Genomic DNA, 17,375 nt, shown 5'->3' with positions numbered 1-17,375 from the left:
GCAGCGCAACACGGGGGACGCCAAATGATCAGGCACGCAACCGCACGCTGGCATCCTTGGGTTCGTCGCGATGGTCACCTGGCCCTGGTCGTGGCCATCCTGCTGGTCTGGTCAGTGGTTGGCTCCAGCATTGCCAGCATGCTGTTGCTCCCGGCCTGGGTCATCACGACCCAACTGATATTTGCCGGCAGCCTGGAGACGGCACGGCTCAGGCGGCGAGCCTGGCTGGGCCAGTACCTCCAGGCAGCCTCACCTTGGCATCGCTGGCTGCGAGGCGGGCTGGTGATGATTGCCTGGCATCAGCTGCTGGGTATCCTGCTGGCCCTGCTGCTATTGGTGAAACTACGCCTGCTCTCGCCGGTCTACTGGCCTGTGCTGTGGATTGGCGTAGCGGGGCTGATTTGGCTGCGCTCCGTCATGCGTCGTCGCCTGGCGCGCCACGTCATCGCCGAGTATCTGCCGGCGGTGACGCGACGACTGCAGGCCTGGCCGCTGGGCCTGCTGTTGACGGTGTTGCTGGTGCTGCTGGCACTGTGGCTGCCCCAGCACTACCTGGTGGGGCTGGGCTGGGAGGAGGCGCTGATGCGCCATGTGCCCGCCGATGGCCATGATTCCCTGCTGGGGTTCTTCGAGCGGCTGGCCAGGGCGCTTGAGGTCACCCAGTACTGGGCAATGCAGAATGCCACCGAGCGAGGCGAGCTAAGCGAAAGCCTGGCTCTGGTGGGCTGGCTGCTGCTGTTGCTGGTGCAAAGCGCCTTCGCCTGGGCCTACGTGCGTTTGCTGATGGGGGCCGAAACACTGCGCGAGGCCACCCTGGAGGCCCTGCCGATGAAGAGAGGGAAGGAGCGCGAATGACTGCACCGCGGGAGAGCGTCGGCTTGGGAGCTGCCGTAAGTCTACCTGCAGCTCGGTGGTGGCGGGCGCGTGGCTGGCAACCGTGGGGCGTCTCCCTGCTGCTGGTTGTGCTGCTGATGGTGGCGCTTACCCAGGGGTACCGTGCCCTGCAGGACCGAAGCGACGCCCCGCTGTTCCGGGTCGTGGTCAGCGGTGAAACCCTGATCCTGGATGCAGATACCCATGCCGCCTTCGGCCGGGAGCTTGCCGAGCTCACTCAGGCTGCACACCCCCGGTTGCTGCAGGAGATGCAGCTCTGGATCGACGAGCGGGTCGATGCCAGCTTTGCCCCCCTGGAAGCGGCCGTGCCGGCTTATCTCGACTGGTACTTCTCGCTCCGGGGTAGCTATCACAGGTTGGGTGTCGCCATTGTTGGCGATCTGGACAAATGGCTCGAAGCGCAGCTCACCGAGCGACTCATCGAGGAGAGCGGCTTCGCATCGGCACTGGCTGAGCTTCAGGCGGATTTCCCGACCCAGCTGGCATTGACCCACCAGGTCCTGGTGGAGGATATCGGCCGGACGCTGCACGCCCGTTTCGCCGACCGCCAGGCTGCGGGAACCTCGGACAGTGCCGATGCGATTCACACTATCGATCTCGACCTGACGCTGAGCCAGGCCTTCCAGGGGCAATGGGATACGGCCCGCTGGGGCACGGCCGGGGCAGGTGCAGTGGTGGGCTTTGTCACCAGTCGCGTTCTTGTCCAGCGGCTCGCCTCCGGTGCCGCCGCAAGAGGCGCACGTGTGGTGGCCGGCAGGGTCGTGGCGCGGCTGGGGGTCCATGGCGCTCGCTCGTTGGCGGCCGGCGGCACTGCGGCGGTTGCCACCGCTCCCACCGGGCCGGGCGCGTTGCTGACCGGCGCTGCGGTGGCATTGGCCGGCTTCGCCGGTACTGAGTACGCCCTGCTAAAGGCCGAAGAGGCGCTATACCGCGCCGAGATGGCGGCGGAACTCGAAGCCGAGGTGACCCGGGCCAAGGCTGAGGTGAAGGGGATGCTCGAGAGCGGCACGACGGGCAGCGCCACCGTGCTCGAGCAGCAGCTCGAAGTGGCGACGCGTCGCGCCGAGGCGTCCGGCGGGGTGAGTGAGCGGTACCGTATCGTCGGGGGCGACGGATAACGACGGCTGCGGGACGACCAGGCTGGACAGTCCGGGCGCTGACGGTTACGATGTTGCCGCTTCATAGCAAGCAAGCGCCCATAGCTCAGCTGGATAGAGTACTGCCCTCCGAAGGCAGGGGTCGTAGGTTCGAATCCTACTGGGCGCGCCAATAACATCAGCAAAAACGGTCACTTAGCTTCTAACGGCGGTGGCCGTTCTTGTCTCTTTCCGAGCACTTAGCTCGCTCAGCTTGGATTTGCCTGATTTAAGGTGCCCGGATACTGTCGGCTTACCTCGAGCAGCCCCTGGGCTCAGCGCCACCGCGCATAATGCCAGCCCCACGGAAGCAAGGAAGATTCGCACGCTAGTCGAATCCTTGGTGGTGATAGCCAAGAGCAAGGCTATTGTTCCAAGTGCTAGTGCAAAGATGAATTTCATAACATTTCCTGATTACGCATATTAGTCAGCTATCGCGCGGCTCGGAGCGATATCGACCCTCCATGTATTTAATTTGATATTTCATGACATCAACACCTGTCTACTGGCAGAAATAACTCACCTGCCGCTTTACTGGTGTTGTTCATAAATAGGTTGGGTGTTGCTTAAAGCAGCCGGAGACTCAGTCAAGATAGGCGGAAATTGCGTCCATGTAAGATAGTTGAATCCGCGCCCGTTCGCCCCAGAAATCCAGGGCTTCAGCATCAAGCGAGGTTGATTTAATTTTCACGAAAGAACTGGCTTTAAGGTTCATGGTTTTCATGAGTGTTGCTCCCAATAGGTTTGTATTATCACGCCTCTAGCGCTGAGCGCCACATCCTGTGTAGGCACTTCCTTTGCCACGCTCAACCGAGGATGGACCTTATGGCACTCACTCACTGTGCGCTGGCGAACGCAGCGTTGTGGAATCGAATCGGCGGGTAAGCTGCGGAAGGCCGGCCTGATCTCTTACCATCGCCGGCGCATCACTATTCTGGACCGGTCCGGCCTGGAGGTGTGGATCTGTGAGGGCTATGCGATCGTCAAGAAGGAGTACGACTGCCTGCTCCCCTATCGTCGCCCGCCCCGGAATAAGGAGGTTCACGATGACATCGGCTGGCGTGCCCTGGGTGTGGGTGAAGCTGTCTGACGAGAGTGCTCGGATAACGAAATAGACCCCGTTCATGAATCCTGCCGGCATGGTGGTGCTTGCTGTTGTCGTCGCCATCCTCAGTAATGACGTCGAAGCAACATGGATCACCCATAAAGAGACTCCCAATGAATGTTGGGCGTGCTGGGCTGTGCGTCCAACTGCAATTCCTTCTCGATATGATCCAGGTGGTGGAGCATCAAGCGTACGGCAGTGTCCTCATCGTGAGCCGCAATGGCCTCGACGATCTGGCTATGCTCGTCCTCGGGACAGGCGGGGGTCTGGGGAGCGTCATAGAGCGCGATGATGAGACACGTCAGCGGGCATAGCTCCGCCATCAATTTCTCTATGAAGGCATTACCCGCTAACGTCGCCAGCAGCATATGGAATTGACCCGAAAGTCGGATGATTCGCCGTCGGTCTCCTGCTAAGCGAGCTTGTGCCTCATTTGCTAAGTGCTGGTGCAGGCGAGCGATATCGTGTTCGCAGGCCTTAGCAATAACATTACGGACAATTTCGGGCTCCACCAAACGCCGTGTGGCGAACAGGTCGCGGGCTTCGTCGGCGGTGGGACGGGTCACGAAAGCGCCACGGTTGGCATGCAGGGTGACCAGCCCCTCCTGGGCCAATAGCGTCAGTGCCTGACGGATCTTGGTACGGCTGACACCGAAGGCACTGGCCAGCTTTTCCTCCACCAACTTGATCCCGGGGGGGAGGCGGTGCTCCATCACGGCATCGGTGATGTGGTCTGCAATCTGCTCGATAGCGGGTTTGGTGGGCAAAGCTTCCATTGTCGGTCCTGTCCTTTCAGTGTCTTGCTCCAGTATGCCGCAGGTCAGCGTGGGTCAGTAGTGTTGTTCCGAGCTAGCGGTTGACGCTCTGAATTCCCCTGGTCCGACGCACTGCAAATGCGCTTTCACACTTATTTTTGCACAATTTGGGTGCGTGATCTATCTTACAGATTGTACGCAATCTGTTGGACAATCTTTCGCAGTATGATTCTACACATTTTTTTCTCGATTAAAAACAATGGATTGGATGATTTTGCCGCGCGATTCGACGTTTCAGGCATGGCAATTGCTCTTTCATTTCAGGTGATTGACTGCGCTGCATTTCGATCATCTCCTTAATGACAATCCCTGGAGGGACTCATGATGATCAAAACAAGAACGGTAAAAATGGCCGCTGTGATGGCAGCAGGCATGCTGCTCTCGTCTTCGGTGCTGGCGACGGAACGGTTACGCGTGGCCGGTAATTTTCCCACCGACCACTCGGTTTCTCGGGCCATGGAGGTCTTCAAGGAGCAGGTCGAGAGCGAGTCAAACGGAGATATTTCTGTCGAGCTGTTCCCGGCGATGCAGTTGGGCGGGGCCACAGAGAACGTCGATCAGGTGCGTTCAGGCAGCATCTTTGCCGTCTTTACCTCGATCGCCTATTTCACTCGATCGGTCCCCGAGTACGAAGCGGTGAGCCTGCCGTTCCTGTTCGATAGCCGTGATCAGGCCTTTGCGGTAATGGATGGCCCGGTCGGCAAGCACCTCGATGAAAAGATGGCCGAGCTGGGCTTCGTCAACCTTGGCTACGGCGAGCTCGGTTTCCGGCATGTCACCAACAATCTCCGCCCGATTACGTCGGTCGAGGATTTCGAGGGGATGCGCATTCGCCTGCAGCCTAATGAAGTCCACCTGCAGACCTTCCGTGCACTGGGGGCCAACCCGGTGTCGATGGACGTTTCTGAACTCTACTCCGCGCTCCAGCAGGGAGTGCTTGATGGTCAGGAGAACCCCTACAACATCATCGCCAGCCGTCGCTTCAACGAGGTCCAGGAGCATCTCTCCGATAGCGGTCACTTCTACGACTTCATCAACGCCGTCGCCAATCAGCGCAGCTATGAGCGCCTCTCCGAAGAGCATCGCGTGATCGTCGATGAGGCGATGATAGCGGCCATGGAGTGGCAGCGTGAGGCTGCGGCAGAGGAGGAGGAGTCCTGGCGCGAGCAGCTGATCGAGGCAGGTATGGAGTTCACTCCGATCTCGGCGGAGCTGCGCGCCGAACTGCGCGAAGCGACCATGGAAGTCGCGGAGAGCCTCGCGGAGCGCGTTGATCCTGAGTTCCTTGAGCTGGTGATCCAGGAAGCCGAAGCGGCGCTGTGAGGTCAGGCATGACGGACACTTCTGCACCACCGCACGACAATACCCAGGCGCGGGGGCCCCAGCCCCCGCCACGTTCCAGTGCTTTCAGGCGTGCCAAGCGCATCGTGGAGCTGCTCGATGCCACCACCTACTGGGGCATCGTGGCAGTGATGGGCCTGATGGCGACCATCGTCTCCCTGCAGGTGTTCTGGCGCTACGTATTGGGGTCATCGATCGACTCCGCCGACGAGCTGTCGCGGCTGTTCTTTGTCTGGGCCATCTTCCTGGCCATTCCCCACGGTGTGAAGCACGGGGTGCATGTGGGCATCGATTTGTTCGTCATGCTGATGCCTGAGTGGATGAAGGAGGTGCTGTTTCGCCTGATGGCTGGCGTTTCGACGACCCTGATGCTGATGGTGATGCTGGGGGCCTGGGTGGCGACCCTCGATCGCTGGCCCGAACTGATGCCGACGCTGCCGATCACCTCGGCGATCTATTACATCGCGGTGCTGATCTGCGGCGGCCATGCCTTCCTGCACCTGGCCCTGTTGGCCTGGGGCGGGTCGCGAACCTGGGAGGAGCTGACATGACCTGGCTGGCGATAGGGTTGTTTTTGGGCTTGGCCGTCCTCGGCATGCCGTTGGCCTTTGCCCTCGGCTTTGGGTCGCTGGCGGGCCTGTGGATGCTCGATTTCGAGCTGGTGGTGATGCCGCAACGAATGCTGCACGCCGTCAACAGCTTCCCGCTGATGGCCATTCCGCTGTTCATGCTCGCCGGTGAGCTGATGGTGAGAGCCGGGATCATGGATCGACGCATCTCCTTTGCCAACAGCCTGGTGGGCAGGATGCACGGCGGCCTGGCCCACGTGACGATCACTTCCGGCACCATTTTCGCGTCGGTAAGCGGTGCTGCTGTGGCCAGCGCCAGTGCCATGGGCAGTACGCTGGTACCGTCGCTGCGTAAGTACTACCCGGATGCCTACTCAGGTGCCGTGATTGCCTCGGCGGCCAATCTGGGCCCGGTGATCCCACCCAGCAATGCGATGATCGTCTACGCCTTGATGGCCGGCTCTTCGGTGTCGGTGGGTGGCCTTTTCATGGCGGGTATCCTCCCCGGCATCTTGCTGGCCGTGGGCTTCATGGTCATTGCCAGTTGGATCTCCTGGAAGCGCGGCTATCCGCTGACCGGCGAGCGCTTCAACCTCTGCAACGTGGGGCGGCAGGCGCGGCGCGCCATCGTCATCATCATGATGCCGGTGATCGTGGTAGGCGGCATCGTAGGCGGCATCTTTACCGCGACCGAAGGGGCAGCCATCGCGGTGGTCTACTCAGCTTTCATCGGATTCGCCGTCACGCGCCGTCTGCGTATCGCCGACCTGCCGGGCTGTCTCTACCGCGCCGCGGTGACCTCGGCGATGGTCGGGGCGCTGATCGCGTTTGCGTCGGTGCTGACCTTCATTTTCACCATCGAGATGGTGCCGATGATGCTGTCATCGTTCATCCAGTCGCTGACCGCGGATCCCATGATCTTTATCTTGCTGACCATGGCACTGCTGGTGGTGATCGGCATGCTGATCGAATCCAACGCCGCCTACATCATGCTGGTGCCGCTGTTCGCGCCCGTCGCCGTGCTGTACGGCATCGATCCGCTCTATTTCGGCTTTCTGTTCATGTACAACCTGGTGGTCGGCATGATGACGCCGCCAGTTGGCGTGCTCTACTTCGTCATGAGCGGCATAACCAAGGTGCCGATGATGACGCTGGTCAGAGAGTCACTGCCGTTCGTTGCCTTCCAGTTCGCGATCCTCGGTCTTTGCATCGCCTTTCCGCAAATCGTCACCGCGCTGCCTCGTGCACTCGGTTACTGAATCCTGAGGAGCATACCATGCCGACACCCTCTCCGTTCGACGCCGAGCACCCTGCCGACCTGGTGATTTACGGCGCGCGCTTACTGACCGTGGACCCACAGCTCGGTGAGATCGCCTGCGGTCGCTTGGTGATCCATCAGGGCCGCCTGGTCGAGGTGGGCCCCCACGCTGCCGGTGAGCCGCTCCCGCCCGCCCGCCGTACCCTGGATATGCATGGTCGTGTGATCATTCCAGGTTTCGTCAATGTGCATACCCACACCATCCTGAGCATGGTACGGGGCGTGGCCGAGGACATGGGCTTCGCCCCGGCCTACACCCCGGGCGTGCCGCACGGCCATGAGGTCCGCGAGGAAGAAGCGGTGGCACTGGCGCGACTGGGCGCCGCCGAGGCGTTGCTGTTCGGTTCCACCCTGATCAATGACAGCTATGTGCATGCCGACCTGACGCTGCCGGCAATGGGCGAACTGGGCATGCGGGTGATCACCTGTGGCCGCATCCATGATGTGGATTTCAGTCGCGTCCATGAAGGGGTGTGGGAGCATCGCACCGCGATTGGCGAGAAGACGCTGGGTGAGGCAGTGTCGCTGCATGAGCGCTGGCAGGGCAAGATGGACGGCCGCCTGGGCGTCGAGCTGGCGGCCCATGCGCCGGACACCTGCTCCCGCGAGCTGCTGGTGAAGGTGGCCGAGACCCGCGACGCCCTGGGCATCCAGGTCAACGGCCATCTCTCCCAGAGCCGCAAAGAGAATCGTCGCGTCGAGGAGCGCGACGGCATGAGCCCGAGTGAGCTGCTCGAGGATGTCGGGCTGCTCGGGCCGCGCTTCACGGCCGCCCACTGCATGTACGTCAGCGACAGCGATATCGCGCGTATCGGTCGCGCAGGCACCAATATCGCCCACGTCCCGCGCGGCAATGCCACCGGCGGGCGCATTGCCCCCACCACCCGACTGCGTCAAGCCGGCGCCAATCTGACACTGGCCACCGACAACATGCACGCCGACATGGTCGAGGTCATGCGCTGGGCGCTGATCATGGGCCGCGTCCAGGAAGGCGAGGTGAACGACACCTGGCAGCCTCACCATGTGCTGGAGATGGCCACCCTGAACGGCGCCAAGGCGCTTGGCCTGGGGCATGAGCTGGGCTCGCTGACGCCCGGCAAGCGCGCCGACTTGGCGGTCTTCGATTTCCGCCGCCCGCACCTGGTGCCGCTGATCAATGCGCTGGGCAATTTGGTGCATACCGCCCAGGGACGCGATGTGGAGATGGTGGTCTGCAATGGGCAGGTGGTGGTCGAGGGGGGCGAGCTGTGTCTGGCGGATACGCCGGCGCTGCTGGCCGATGCCCAGCACGCGGCCGAAGCACTCTGGTCCCGCGCCCGGGCCCAGGTCTGACCCTGCTAACGGCTCGAGGGAGCGCCCATGAAACTGCTGATCGTCAATCCCAACATCTCGCAAAGCGTCACCGAACTGATCGAGGCCGAGGCGCGCCGTACGGCCAGTCCGGGGACTGAGCTGACCCTGCGCACGGCGGCGCTGGGCGTGGCCTATATCGAGACCCGCGCCGAGGCTGCCATCGGCGCTTACGCAACGCTCAACGAGCTGGCCGACCACTTTTCCGGACACGATGCCGCCGTGGTGGCCGCCTTTGGCGACCCGGGACTTGAAGCGGCCCGCGAGATGCTGCCGATACCGGTGGTGGGCCTGACCGAGAGTGCGCTGATGAGTGCCGCCATGCTCGGCGGCAAGATCGGCATCGTGGCTATTTCAAGGCGCATCCGTGCCTGGTATGCCGAGCCCGTGGTTCGCTACGGCATGACGTCGCGTCTGGCCGTTATCCGCTGTCTGGACGAGCCGCTGGCAAATATCGGCAGCGTGCAGCAGGACAAGGGCGAGCAGCTGGTGGCGCTGTGTGAGGCGGCGATTCGCGACGATGGCGCGGATGTGTTGATCATCGCCGGCGCGCCCTTGGCGGGTCTGGCGCGCAGCGTGGCACAGCGCATACCGGTGCCGGTGGTGGATGGCGTGAGCTGCGCGGTACAGCAGGCGGAGTTGCTGTCCCACCTCGGCCCCGCCAAGGCGACGGCGGGCAGCTATGCCGCGCCGCCGGCGAAAGGTGCCAAAGGCTTGTCGCCAGCATTGGGGCAGCTGATTGGCCGGGGGGATGTGCAATGAGTCGTCCTCAGCCGGAAGAGAGCAGCGTACGCCTGCGCCTGGTCTCCAACGACCTCGAGTTCCTGGCCGAGCTCCGTCCCGATGCCCCGCACAGCGTGGCGGCCTTTCTGGCGTTACTGCCCTGGGAGACGCAGCTGGTGCATGTGCGCTGGAGCGGTGAGGGCGTCTGGATCCCCCTGGGCGAAAAGGACTTCGCGCTGCCTTGGGAGAACACCACCCGCTATCCGTCTCCCGGCGACGTGCTGTTCTACCCCGGCGGGTACAGCGAGACCGAGATTCTGCTGGCCTATGGCGCGTGTAGCTTTGCCAGCAAGCTGGGGCCGATCGCTGGCAATCATTTCATGAGCTTCGTCGAAGGACTCGAGCAGCTCCCGGAACTGGGACGACGCTGCCTATGGCAGGGCGCCCAGCCGTTGATCATCACTACTCACCCGACCACAGGAGCCTCCCGGTGACCGTCATCCGCAGCCGATTCGGCGTTCTCACGCCCTCATCCAATACCGCCCTGGAGCCGCTTACCTCAGCCATGGTGGCCAAGGTTCCCGGGGTCAGCGCGCACTTCTCCCGCTTTACCGTGACCGAGATCGCGCTCAGCGCGCGAGCCCTCGGCCAGTTCGATGATAGCCACGTGCTGGCGGCAGCCCGTCTGTTGGCCGACGCCCGGGTGGATGTAATCGGCTGGAGCGGCACCTCGGCCGGCTGGCTGGGGTTCGACCACGACGAGACCTTGTGCCAACGCATCAGTGAAGAGACCGGTATTCCGGCCACGACCTCGATGCTGGCGCTGAATGAAATCCTCGCGGCATACGGGCTGCGCGAGTTCGGTCTGGTGACGCCCTATACCGACGACGTACAGCAGCGAATTCTCGACAACTATCGTGGCGAAGGGTTTGACGTGGTGGCCGAGGATCACCTGGGCATCAGCGAAAACTTCGCCTATTCGGAGGTGACCGCGGCAACACTCACTGCCCAGGTTCGCCGTGTGGCCCAAACCGGGCCGCCGGCCATCGTGGTGGCCTGCACCAATCTCTATTCGGCCGACCTGGTTCCGGCGTGGGAGGCGGAGCTGGGAGTGCCGGTGCTGGATACCACGGCCACCGTGGTGTGGAAGATGCTGCGCATGACCAGTCATGGCGACGTGCCGGTGGCCGGTTGGGGCCAACTGATGGAAGGAGTGATGGCACATGGCTGAATTCGATCTGGTGATTCGGCGCGCCCGCTGCGCCACCGCCGCCGATGTGTTCGAAGCCGATATCGGCATCCGCGACGGCGTGATCACGGCGCTGGGCAGCGGTCTCGGCGCCGGACGTGAAGAGATGGATGCCGCCGGCCGCTGGGTGCTGCCAGGCGGCATCGACGGGCACTGCCATCTGGACCAGCCCACCTCTGACGGCTCGAAGATGGCCGACGACTTTCTCAGCGGTACCCGCTCGGCGGCCTGCGGCGGCACCACCACGGTCTTTCCTTTTGCCTGCCAGATGAAAGGCCAGAGTCTGCGCGCCGCCGTCGACGACTATCACCAGCGTGCCGAAGGCAAGGCGTGTATCGACTACGCCTTCCACCTGATTGTGACCGACGCGACCCCCGAGGTGCTGGCCAATGAGCTGCCGGCACTGATCCGCGAAGGCTATACCTCGTTCAAGATCTACATGACCTACGACGACCTGAAGCTGTCGGACCGGGAAATCATCGACGTGCTGGCGGTGGCTCGTGAGCACGGTGCCATGGTCATGGTGCATGCCGAGAATGCCGACTGCATCGCCTGGCTCACCGAACGTCTGCTTGCCCATGGCCATACCGCTCCCCGCTATCACGCCGAGGCGCGGCCCATGCTGGTCGAGCGTGAGGCCACCCACCGCGCTATTGCCTATGCCGAGCTGGTCGACGTACCGATCCTGATCGTCCACGTCTCTGGGCGTGAGGCGATAGATCAGCTGCGCTGGGCGCACAGCCACGGCCTGCGCATCTATGCCGAGACCTGCCCGCAGTACTTGTTCCTGACCGCTGACGACCTAGGCATCGAGGACGACGATCACCACGGTGCCAAGTGCATCTGCAGCCCGCCGCCGCGCGACAAGGCCAACCAGCAAGTGGTCTGGGATGGCCTGGAGAGTGGCGCCTTCCAGATCTTCTCCTCGGATCATGCGCCGTTCACCTTCGCTGGCCCCCAGGGCAAGTTCGCGGCCGGCAGTGACGCCAGCTTTGAACGTATTCCCAACGGCATCCCGGGACTCGAAACGCGTCTTGCCCTGCTGTTCAGCCATGGGGTGGAGACGGGCCGCTTGACCATTCAGCAGTTCGTGGCACTCACCGCCACCAATGTGGCGCGCATGTATGGCCTCTATCCGCGCAAGGGCTCGATAGCCGTCGGCGCCGATGCCGACCTGGTGATCTGGGAGACCGGCCTGGACCGGCGCATCCGCAACAGCGACCTGCATCACGGCGTCGACTACACCCCCTACGAGGGCATACCGGTGTCGGCCTGGCCGGCCCTGACGCTGTCACGTGGCGAGGTGGTGTGGCGCGACGGTGACTACCTGGGCGTCGCCGGGCGCGGCCAGTTCCTGCCCTGCGCCCTGCCCGCGCCGGCTCGGCCCAAGCCACGGCCGTCGGGAGGTGATGCGTGGTAAGCCGTTCACACATGCCCGGACGCCTCGAGGCGCTGATAGCGAGCGGGGTGTCCCCATGAACTCACGCACGTGGCCTGGGGGGCGCCTGATCGAGTCGCTGCTGGCACTCGTGGTGATCGCGGTGGGGGTCATGTTTCTGCGCATCGTGCATAGCACGCCGCCGCCGTTTGGAGACCCCCGCGATATCGGGTCGGCGGCGTTCTTCCCCGGCTTGATCGCACTGCTGGTGACCGGCCTCGGCGTGGTGCTGCTGCTGTCCGCCTGGCGGCCAGCGTCCTCGGTGGCCTTCGAGTCTGGACACACCGCCCGGGCGCTCGTCGCCTATGCGCTGATGGTGGCCATGGTCGTATCGATCCGCTTCCTGGGCATCTGGCTGGTCACCATGCTGGCCGTGCCGCTGCTGGCACTCTGCTTCGGCGAACGCCGCTGGTATGTGTTGCTGGCGCTGGCGGTAGTGCCGCCGGCGCTGGTGATCCATCTTTTCGAGGGCGTCATGGGGGTCTACTTCCCCAGAGGGGTGGTGCTGTGATCGACCTGGCCGTACTCCAGCAGGGGCTTGCCATGCTGGCCAGTCCCTGGACCTTCCTGGCGCTGTCGGCGGGGCTTGCCGGTGGCATCCTGATCGGCGCCTTGCCAGGGCTCACTGCCACCATGGCGGTGGCGGTGCTGGCGCCCTTCACCTTCTTCATGGAGGCGACCATTGGTATCCCTTTTCTGTTGGGAATCTACAAGGGGGCCATCTATGGCGGCTCGATACCGGCCATCCTGGTCAATACTCCCGGCACTGCGGCGGCGGCTGCAACGGCCCGTGACGGCTATGCGCTGACGCAGCAGGGTAAATCGCGCAAGGCACTGGAACTGAGTCTATACAGCTCTGTGGTGGCGGATTTCATGGCCACCCTGGTGCTGATCATGGTGGCTATCCCGCTGGCAAGCATCGCGATTCGCTTCGGTTCACCGGAGTTTGCGCTGCTCTACCTCATTGCATTGACGATGATCGCCACGGTCAGCGGAGAGAGTTTCCTGAAGGGGATGATTGCTGCCGGGCTCGGCCTTCTGGTCGCATCTATTGGGCTCGATCCGATGTCGGGTTACCAGCGCTTCACCTTCGGCAATACCGATCTGCTGGGCGGCGTTTCACTGATTCCCCTGCTAATCGGCATGTTTGCGCTGAGTGAGATCCTCATGCAGCTGACGCATCCGCCCGAGCGGCCTAGTGGTGCCCTGCCAGTGGTGGAACATGGTGGAGAAAGGCTCAAGTGGGCAGAGTTCTGGGCCCTGCGCCCGACCATCCTGCGCTCGACCTCCCTGGGAACCTTTTTGGGGTCATTGCCGGGACTGGGCGCTGAAATTTCCTGCTGGATTGCCTATGGCCTGGCCCGCGAACGCTCCCGTGAACCGGAAAAATTCGGCAAGGGATCGCTCGAGGGACTGGCAGCGGCAGAGTCCGGCAACAACGCCGTGGTGCCCGCGGCGCTGATTCCCATGACCGTGTTCGGTATTCCCGGTGACACCATCACAGCTGTATTGATTGGTGCGCTGATGGCGCAAGGCATGATGCCGGGACCGCTGCTGATTCAACAGAACCCAGGCTTCCTGTTCGGGCTGTTCCTGGTACTGCTCGTCACCAACGTTCTGCTGCTGATATTTGGCTTGGCGGCGATTCGTTGGCTGAAGCAGGTCACCCGCATTCCATCCACCGTGCTTTATCCCTGCGTCCTGTTGCTATGCGTCTGCGGCGCCTATGCGGTCAATTCCAGCACCTTCGATCTGTTGATCCTGGTGGTAGGTGGTGGCCTGGGGTACTTGATGCGTCGCACCCACTTCCCCATCGCCCCCTTGATTATCGGCCTGCTGCTGGGGCCGGGTTTCGAGAGCGCCGTGCGTCAGTCGCTGGTGTTCTCCAACGGCAGCCTGGCGATCTTCTGGTCGCGGCCAGGCAGCCTCATCCTGCTGATCCTGCTAGCGCTGGTCATCCTTACGATGGCATGGCGTGGACTGGTGAAAGCAGGTGTCATGCGCAAGCGATCCAAGTCCCACCCACCCAAGTCCAACAACACCTGAGGCAACTCACTATGTCCCGTTCCCTCCTGCCCCGTACCATACTGGCCGCATCGCTCGCCGCGGCTACCACCCTTACCACCGGCCAGGTTCTCGCCGAGGAGAGCCACCTGCCCGATGAGCCGATCCGCTTCGTCACGCCCTATCCCGCCGGAGGCTCCCACTCCCTGCACGCCGGCATCATTACCGCGGTTGGCGAGGAGTTTCTGGGCCGACCACTGATCTCGGTGATCCGTGGCGGCGGCGGCGGTGCGGTGGCCGCCGCCGAGGTGGCCGGCAGTACGCCAAACGGCACCATGCTGCTATTCGGTGACCCGACCATCAATTCACTGCGCCCGCAGGTCGAAGATCTGCCCTACGTGATGGATGACTTCGTGGCGGTTGCCCGCATCAACTATAGCCCGGCAATCTTTGTCACCACCCCCGATCAGCCTTTCCAGAGCATCGGTGAACTGGTTGAGTACGCTGAGGAAAATCCCGACGAGGTGGTCTACAGCTCCGACAACCGGAACGGCTTCACCTATACGGTATTCGAGATGCTCAAGTCCACTGCCGGTATTGATATGCGTGGCGTCGAACTGGGCGGCGGCGGTCCGGCGGTGACCCAACTGCTGGGGGGCAATACCATGGCCTATGCCGGTGACCCCAGCGTGGTGGGTGAGCATCTCGAGGCAGGTAGCCTGGTTGGGCTTTGTGTCACCGATACCGAGCGTTTCGAGGCCTATGGAGACATCCCCACCTGCCAGGAAGAGGGCTACGACGTGGTCTTCCAGTTCTGGCGCGGGGTGATGGCACCGGCTGGTACACCGCCCGAAGTCATTGCCGAGCTCAGCGATGGATTCCAGCGCTTGACCGAGGATGAAGGCTTCCTGCGGCTGATCGGCCAGATTGGCTCCGGCATCCAGTTCCTCGGGCATGAGGCCTTTGCTGATGCACTGGCGGCCGAGCAGGCGGCACTGCGTGAAGCTTACCTGGGCGAATAGTCCCTTCACCGCATAGGAGAGTGTCGACGGCCCCGCGGATGGGGCCGTCGACCGTTCGTGATGACACAGAATGCTGACAAGACCACGACGCTGTTGGGCACACGGCCTCTCAGCGAGGACGGCAGTCATGTCCTACAGTCGCCGATGGATATCGTTATCCGTGATGGCGTCATCCAGGCGATTCGTCCGGCGGGGGATGCTTCACCCGAAGGCGAGGTCGTCGACGCCTCCGGCACGCTCGCCATGCCGGGCTTCATCAATGGCCACCACCATTCCCACGAAAATTTCCACAAGGGGCGCTATGACCGCTTGCCCCTGGAGCTGTGGATGAACTACGTGCGGCCGGCCAGGCCCTTGCCGCTGACTGCCGACGATGTCTACCTGCGCACGCTGGTGGGCGCCTGCCAGGCCCTGCTATCAGGCACCACCTGCATCGTTGACGACTTCAATGCTTCGCCGGTGCTCGACCACGAACATGTCGAGGCCGCACTGGCCGCTTATGAAGATGTCGGCATCCGCGCGCTGTTGGGCCCTACGCTATTTGACGTGCCCTTTCACGAAAGCGTGCCGTTTATTCACGAGGAGTGTAGTCCCGCGACCCTGGCCAGTCTGGCGCCGGGCAAGGCGACCCCGTCGGCAGAGTATCTGCGCCTGGTCGAGTCACTCGCCGCGACGCGTCATCCTCGGGACAACCGCGTAGGTGTGCTACTTGCACCCTCAGCGCCACAGCGCTGCACTGATGCCCTGCTCGGCGAGGTGAGGGCGCTGGCCGACCGAACCGGTCTACCGGTGATCATCCACGTCCAGGAAACCCGCCTGCAGGCGGCCTCGGCCTGGCACCAGCGAGGCAAGACGCTTTTCCAGCATCTCGATGACCTGGGCTTTCTGGCGCCGGGAACCTCGCTGATTCATGCGGTGTGGCTGACCCCTGACGATATCGCGCGGATTGCCGCCAGTGGCGCCAGCGTGCAGCACAACCCCAACAGCAACCTCAAGCTGGGTTCGGGGCTGATGCCCATGCGTGCCCTGCTGGATGCCGGGGTCAATGTGAGCCTGGGCACCGATGGCTGCGGATCACTGGAGTCCACCGACATGCTCAGGGTGGTGGCCAACACGGCCCTGATCCACAAGCTGCGCGGAGACGACTATCGTCACTGGATTGGTGCCGAGGAGGCGCTTGAGGCCGCCACCCAGGGCGGGGCCCGGGCCTTGGGCCTTGACGGTTACTTAGGGCAGGTCGTGACTGGCCAGCGGGCCGACCTGGTGCTCTATCGGCTTGATGCACCAGCCTTTACGCCGCTCAATGATCCGCTGCGCCAGTTGGTCTTTGGTGAGAGCGGTGGCGGTATCCACTCGGTATGGGTGGAAGGCGAGCAGGTCGTCGCCGATGGCAAGCTGACCCGTCTCGACCAGCGCGTGATATCCCAGCGTATCGACCAGGCCATGCAGCGGCTGAGGCCGGCAATCGATGCCGCCGAGGGGATGACCGAAACCCTGCGACCAGCCTATGAACGCATCTGGTCCCGCTGCCAGGCCCTTCCCTTGGCACCGGGGACCATCCCTGCGCGCTTCGACGAATGAGCCTCGAATGGCTGGGCATACAGTTGCTCGGTGGTGTGGCTGCGCTACTCGGCGTGTTTGCCTTCCAGTGCCGGCAGGATGTGCGCATGCTGCTGCTGCTGGCAGGCTCCTGCCTGGTCTGGAGCCTGCATTTCCTGATGCTGGCACAGCCCACGGCTGCCTTGCTCAACCTGATCACCGCGGTACGCAATCTGGTAGGGATTCGCTACAGGGGCGCCTGGCTGGCCGGCTCGTTCATCACGCTCTATCTGGTCTCGGGTGGGGTGAGCTGGCGCAGTGCTTGGGACCTCCTGCCGGTCATTGCCGTGGTGACGGGCAGTATTGGTGTGTTCTTCCTCCAGGGATTGTCGCGTCGCAGCGCACTGCTGGTCGGCAGCCTACTCTGGCTAGTCTTCAACCTGCAGGCCGGTTCGGTTCCGGGTGTGATCGTGATGGCGACCGATGCGGCGTCCAATGCATTTCGGATAACTCGTTGGCGTAAAACCGTCAACTCGCTCAAACCAGAAGAGTGAAGTGAATCAGGCAGGGGCCTGAAATGGCCCAAGCCGAAGGCTACACTACCTGGTCGCGCCGCTGTGCCCTGTCGTGACACCTATCACCAGCCTGCGGCGGAAAGCAGGTCGGTTGGGCGCTTGTTCCTATCTCTCTCCTTCGCTAGCCACCTTCGTTAGCCCTGACCCAGTGACCCAGGCGAGCTGCGATCCCGTGACGAGGTTCACATCCCCGAGCCTGATCGGCGCTGCACTACCCCGGAAGCGCCACCGGCGCTCTCCCATGGGTAGAAAAAAGCGACCGGTAATGCCGTAAGGCGATGAAAATTTTAGGCATTT

The 17,375-nt window shown here is 62.8% G+C and carries 17 protein-coding genes and 1 tRNA gene; 16 read left to right on the top strand and 2 right to left on the bottom strand.

Annotation, left to right across the window (positions count from 1 at the left end):
• The first annotated feature begins 24 nt into the window (after positions 1-24).
• The 3 genes from LOKO_RS02025 to LOKO_RS02015 all read left to right on the top strand — a co-directional run bounded on the left by LOKO_RS02025 (position 25) and on the right by LOKO_RS02015 (position 2,163).
• Complete coding sequence (locus LOKO_RS02025) at positions 25-855, top strand: hypothetical protein (protein ID WP_066444415.1); 831 nt, start codon at positions 25-27, stop codon at positions 853-855.
• Entirely contained in the window at positions 852-2,012 is a 1,161-nt protein-coding gene (locus LOKO_RS02020; RefSeq protein ID WP_066444413.1) for a hypothetical protein, read from the top strand. Before LOKO_RS02025 ends, LOKO_RS02020 begins: the two co-directional genes overlap by 4 nt.
• A gap of 74 nt (positions 2,013-2,086) precedes the next feature.
• Positions 2,087-2,163, top strand: a tRNA-Arg gene (locus tag LOKO_RS02015).
• A gap of 450 nt (positions 2,164-2,613) precedes the next feature.
• Here the strand turns inward: LOKO_RS02015 and LOKO_RS19595 are convergent.
• Both LOKO_RS19595 and LOKO_RS02005 read right to left on the bottom strand, forming a co-directional pair.
• Complete coding sequence (locus LOKO_RS19595; RefSeq protein ID WP_158509919.1) at positions 2,614-2,754, bottom strand: hypothetical protein; 141 nt, start codon at positions 2,752-2,754, stop codon at positions 2,614-2,616.
• A gap of 473 nt (positions 2,755-3,227) precedes the next feature.
• Complete coding sequence (locus LOKO_RS02005) at positions 3,228-3,911, bottom strand: GntR family transcriptional regulator (protein WP_066444410.1); 684 nt, start codon at positions 3,909-3,911, stop codon at positions 3,228-3,230.
• Positions 3,912-4,271: 360 nt separating this feature from the next.
• Here LOKO_RS02005 and LOKO_RS02000 point away from each other — a divergent pair, with 360 nt between their 5' ends.
• The 13 genes from LOKO_RS02000 to LOKO_RS01940 are packed head-to-tail and all read left to right on the top strand — an operon-like array spanning position 4,272 to position 17,057.
• Entirely contained in the window at positions 4,272-5,273 is a 1,002-nt protein-coding gene (locus LOKO_RS02000; RefSeq protein WP_083517381.1) for a TRAP transporter substrate-binding protein, read from the top strand.
• Positions 5,274-5,281: 8 nt separating this feature from the next.
• Entirely contained in the window at positions 5,282-5,842 is a 561-nt protein-coding gene (locus LOKO_RS01995; protein ID WP_066444407.1) for a TRAP transporter small permease, read from the top strand.
• Positions 5,839-7,119 carry a TRAP transporter large permease gene (locus tag LOKO_RS01990; RefSeq protein ID WP_066444406.1) on the top strand — a complete coding sequence of 427 codons (1,281 nt, stop codon included), beginning with the start codon at positions 5,839-5,841 and terminating at the stop codon, positions 7,117-7,119. The genes LOKO_RS01995 and LOKO_RS01990 overlap by 4 nt, the downstream gene beginning before the upstream one ends.
• 17 nt (positions 7,120-7,136) lie before the next feature.
• Entirely contained in the window at positions 7,137-8,510 is a 1,374-nt protein-coding gene (locus LOKO_RS01985; RefSeq protein WP_066444404.1) for an amidohydrolase family protein, read from the top strand.
• A 27-nt stretch (positions 8,511-8,537) separates the two neighbouring features.
• A complete protein-coding gene (locus LOKO_RS01980; protein WP_066444402.1) occupies positions 8,538-9,290 on the top strand; it encodes an aspartate/glutamate racemase family protein in 753 nt (250 codons plus the stop codon).
• A complete protein-coding gene (locus LOKO_RS01975) occupies positions 9,287-9,745 on the top strand; it encodes a DUF3830 family protein (protein ID WP_066444393.1) in 459 nt (152 codons plus the stop codon). The genes LOKO_RS01980 and LOKO_RS01975 overlap by 4 nt, the downstream gene beginning before the upstream one ends.
• Positions 9,742-10,482, top strand: coding sequence for a maleate cis-trans isomerase family protein (locus tag LOKO_RS01970; protein ID WP_235588925.1), 741 nt, complete (start codon positions 9,742-9,744; stop codon positions 10,480-10,482). The genes LOKO_RS01975 and LOKO_RS01970 overlap by 4 nt, the downstream gene beginning before the upstream one ends.
• Positions 10,475-11,920: a dihydropyrimidinase gene (gene hydA, locus LOKO_RS01965; RefSeq protein WP_066444390.1), complete on the top strand. Its 1,446-nt coding sequence runs from the start codon at positions 10,475-10,477 to the stop codon at positions 11,918-11,920. The genes LOKO_RS01970 and hydA overlap by 8 nt, the downstream gene beginning before the upstream one ends.
• Before the next feature lie 55 nt (positions 11,921-11,975).
• Positions 11,976-12,449: a tripartite tricarboxylate transporter TctB family protein gene (locus LOKO_RS01960; protein ID WP_066444381.1), complete on the top strand. Its 474-nt coding sequence runs from the start codon at positions 11,976-11,978 to the stop codon at positions 12,447-12,449.
• A complete protein-coding gene (locus LOKO_RS01955; protein WP_066444379.1) occupies positions 12,446-13,984 on the top strand; it encodes a tripartite tricarboxylate transporter permease in 1,539 nt (512 codons plus the stop codon). The genes LOKO_RS01960 and LOKO_RS01955 overlap by 4 nt, the downstream gene beginning before the upstream one ends.
• Before the next feature lie 11 nt (positions 13,985-13,995).
• Complete coding sequence (locus tag LOKO_RS01950) at positions 13,996-14,964, top strand: tripartite tricarboxylate transporter substrate binding protein (protein WP_066444378.1); 969 nt, start codon at positions 13,996-13,998, stop codon at positions 14,962-14,964.
• Between the two features lie 60 nt (positions 14,965-15,024).
• A complete protein-coding gene (locus LOKO_RS01945; RefSeq protein ID WP_066444377.1) occupies positions 15,025-16,545 on the top strand; it encodes an amidohydrolase family protein in 1,521 nt (506 codons plus the stop codon).
• On the top strand, positions 16,542-17,057 hold the full coding sequence (locus LOKO_RS01940; protein WP_066444375.1) for a YgjV family protein: 516 nt from the start codon (positions 16,542-16,544) through the stop codon (positions 17,055-17,057). Before LOKO_RS01945 ends, LOKO_RS01940 begins: the two co-directional genes overlap by 4 nt.
• Positions 17,058-17,375 lie beyond the last annotated feature (318 nt).

This window comes from Halomonas chromatireducens (assembly GCF_001545155.1).
Lineage (GTDB): Bacteria > Pseudomonadota > Gammaproteobacteria > Pseudomonadales > Halomonadaceae > Halomonas > Halomonas chromatireducens.
The sequence above is the reverse complement of the archived record's forward strand: the minus strand, read 5'-3'. Positions and strand labels throughout refer to the sequence as shown.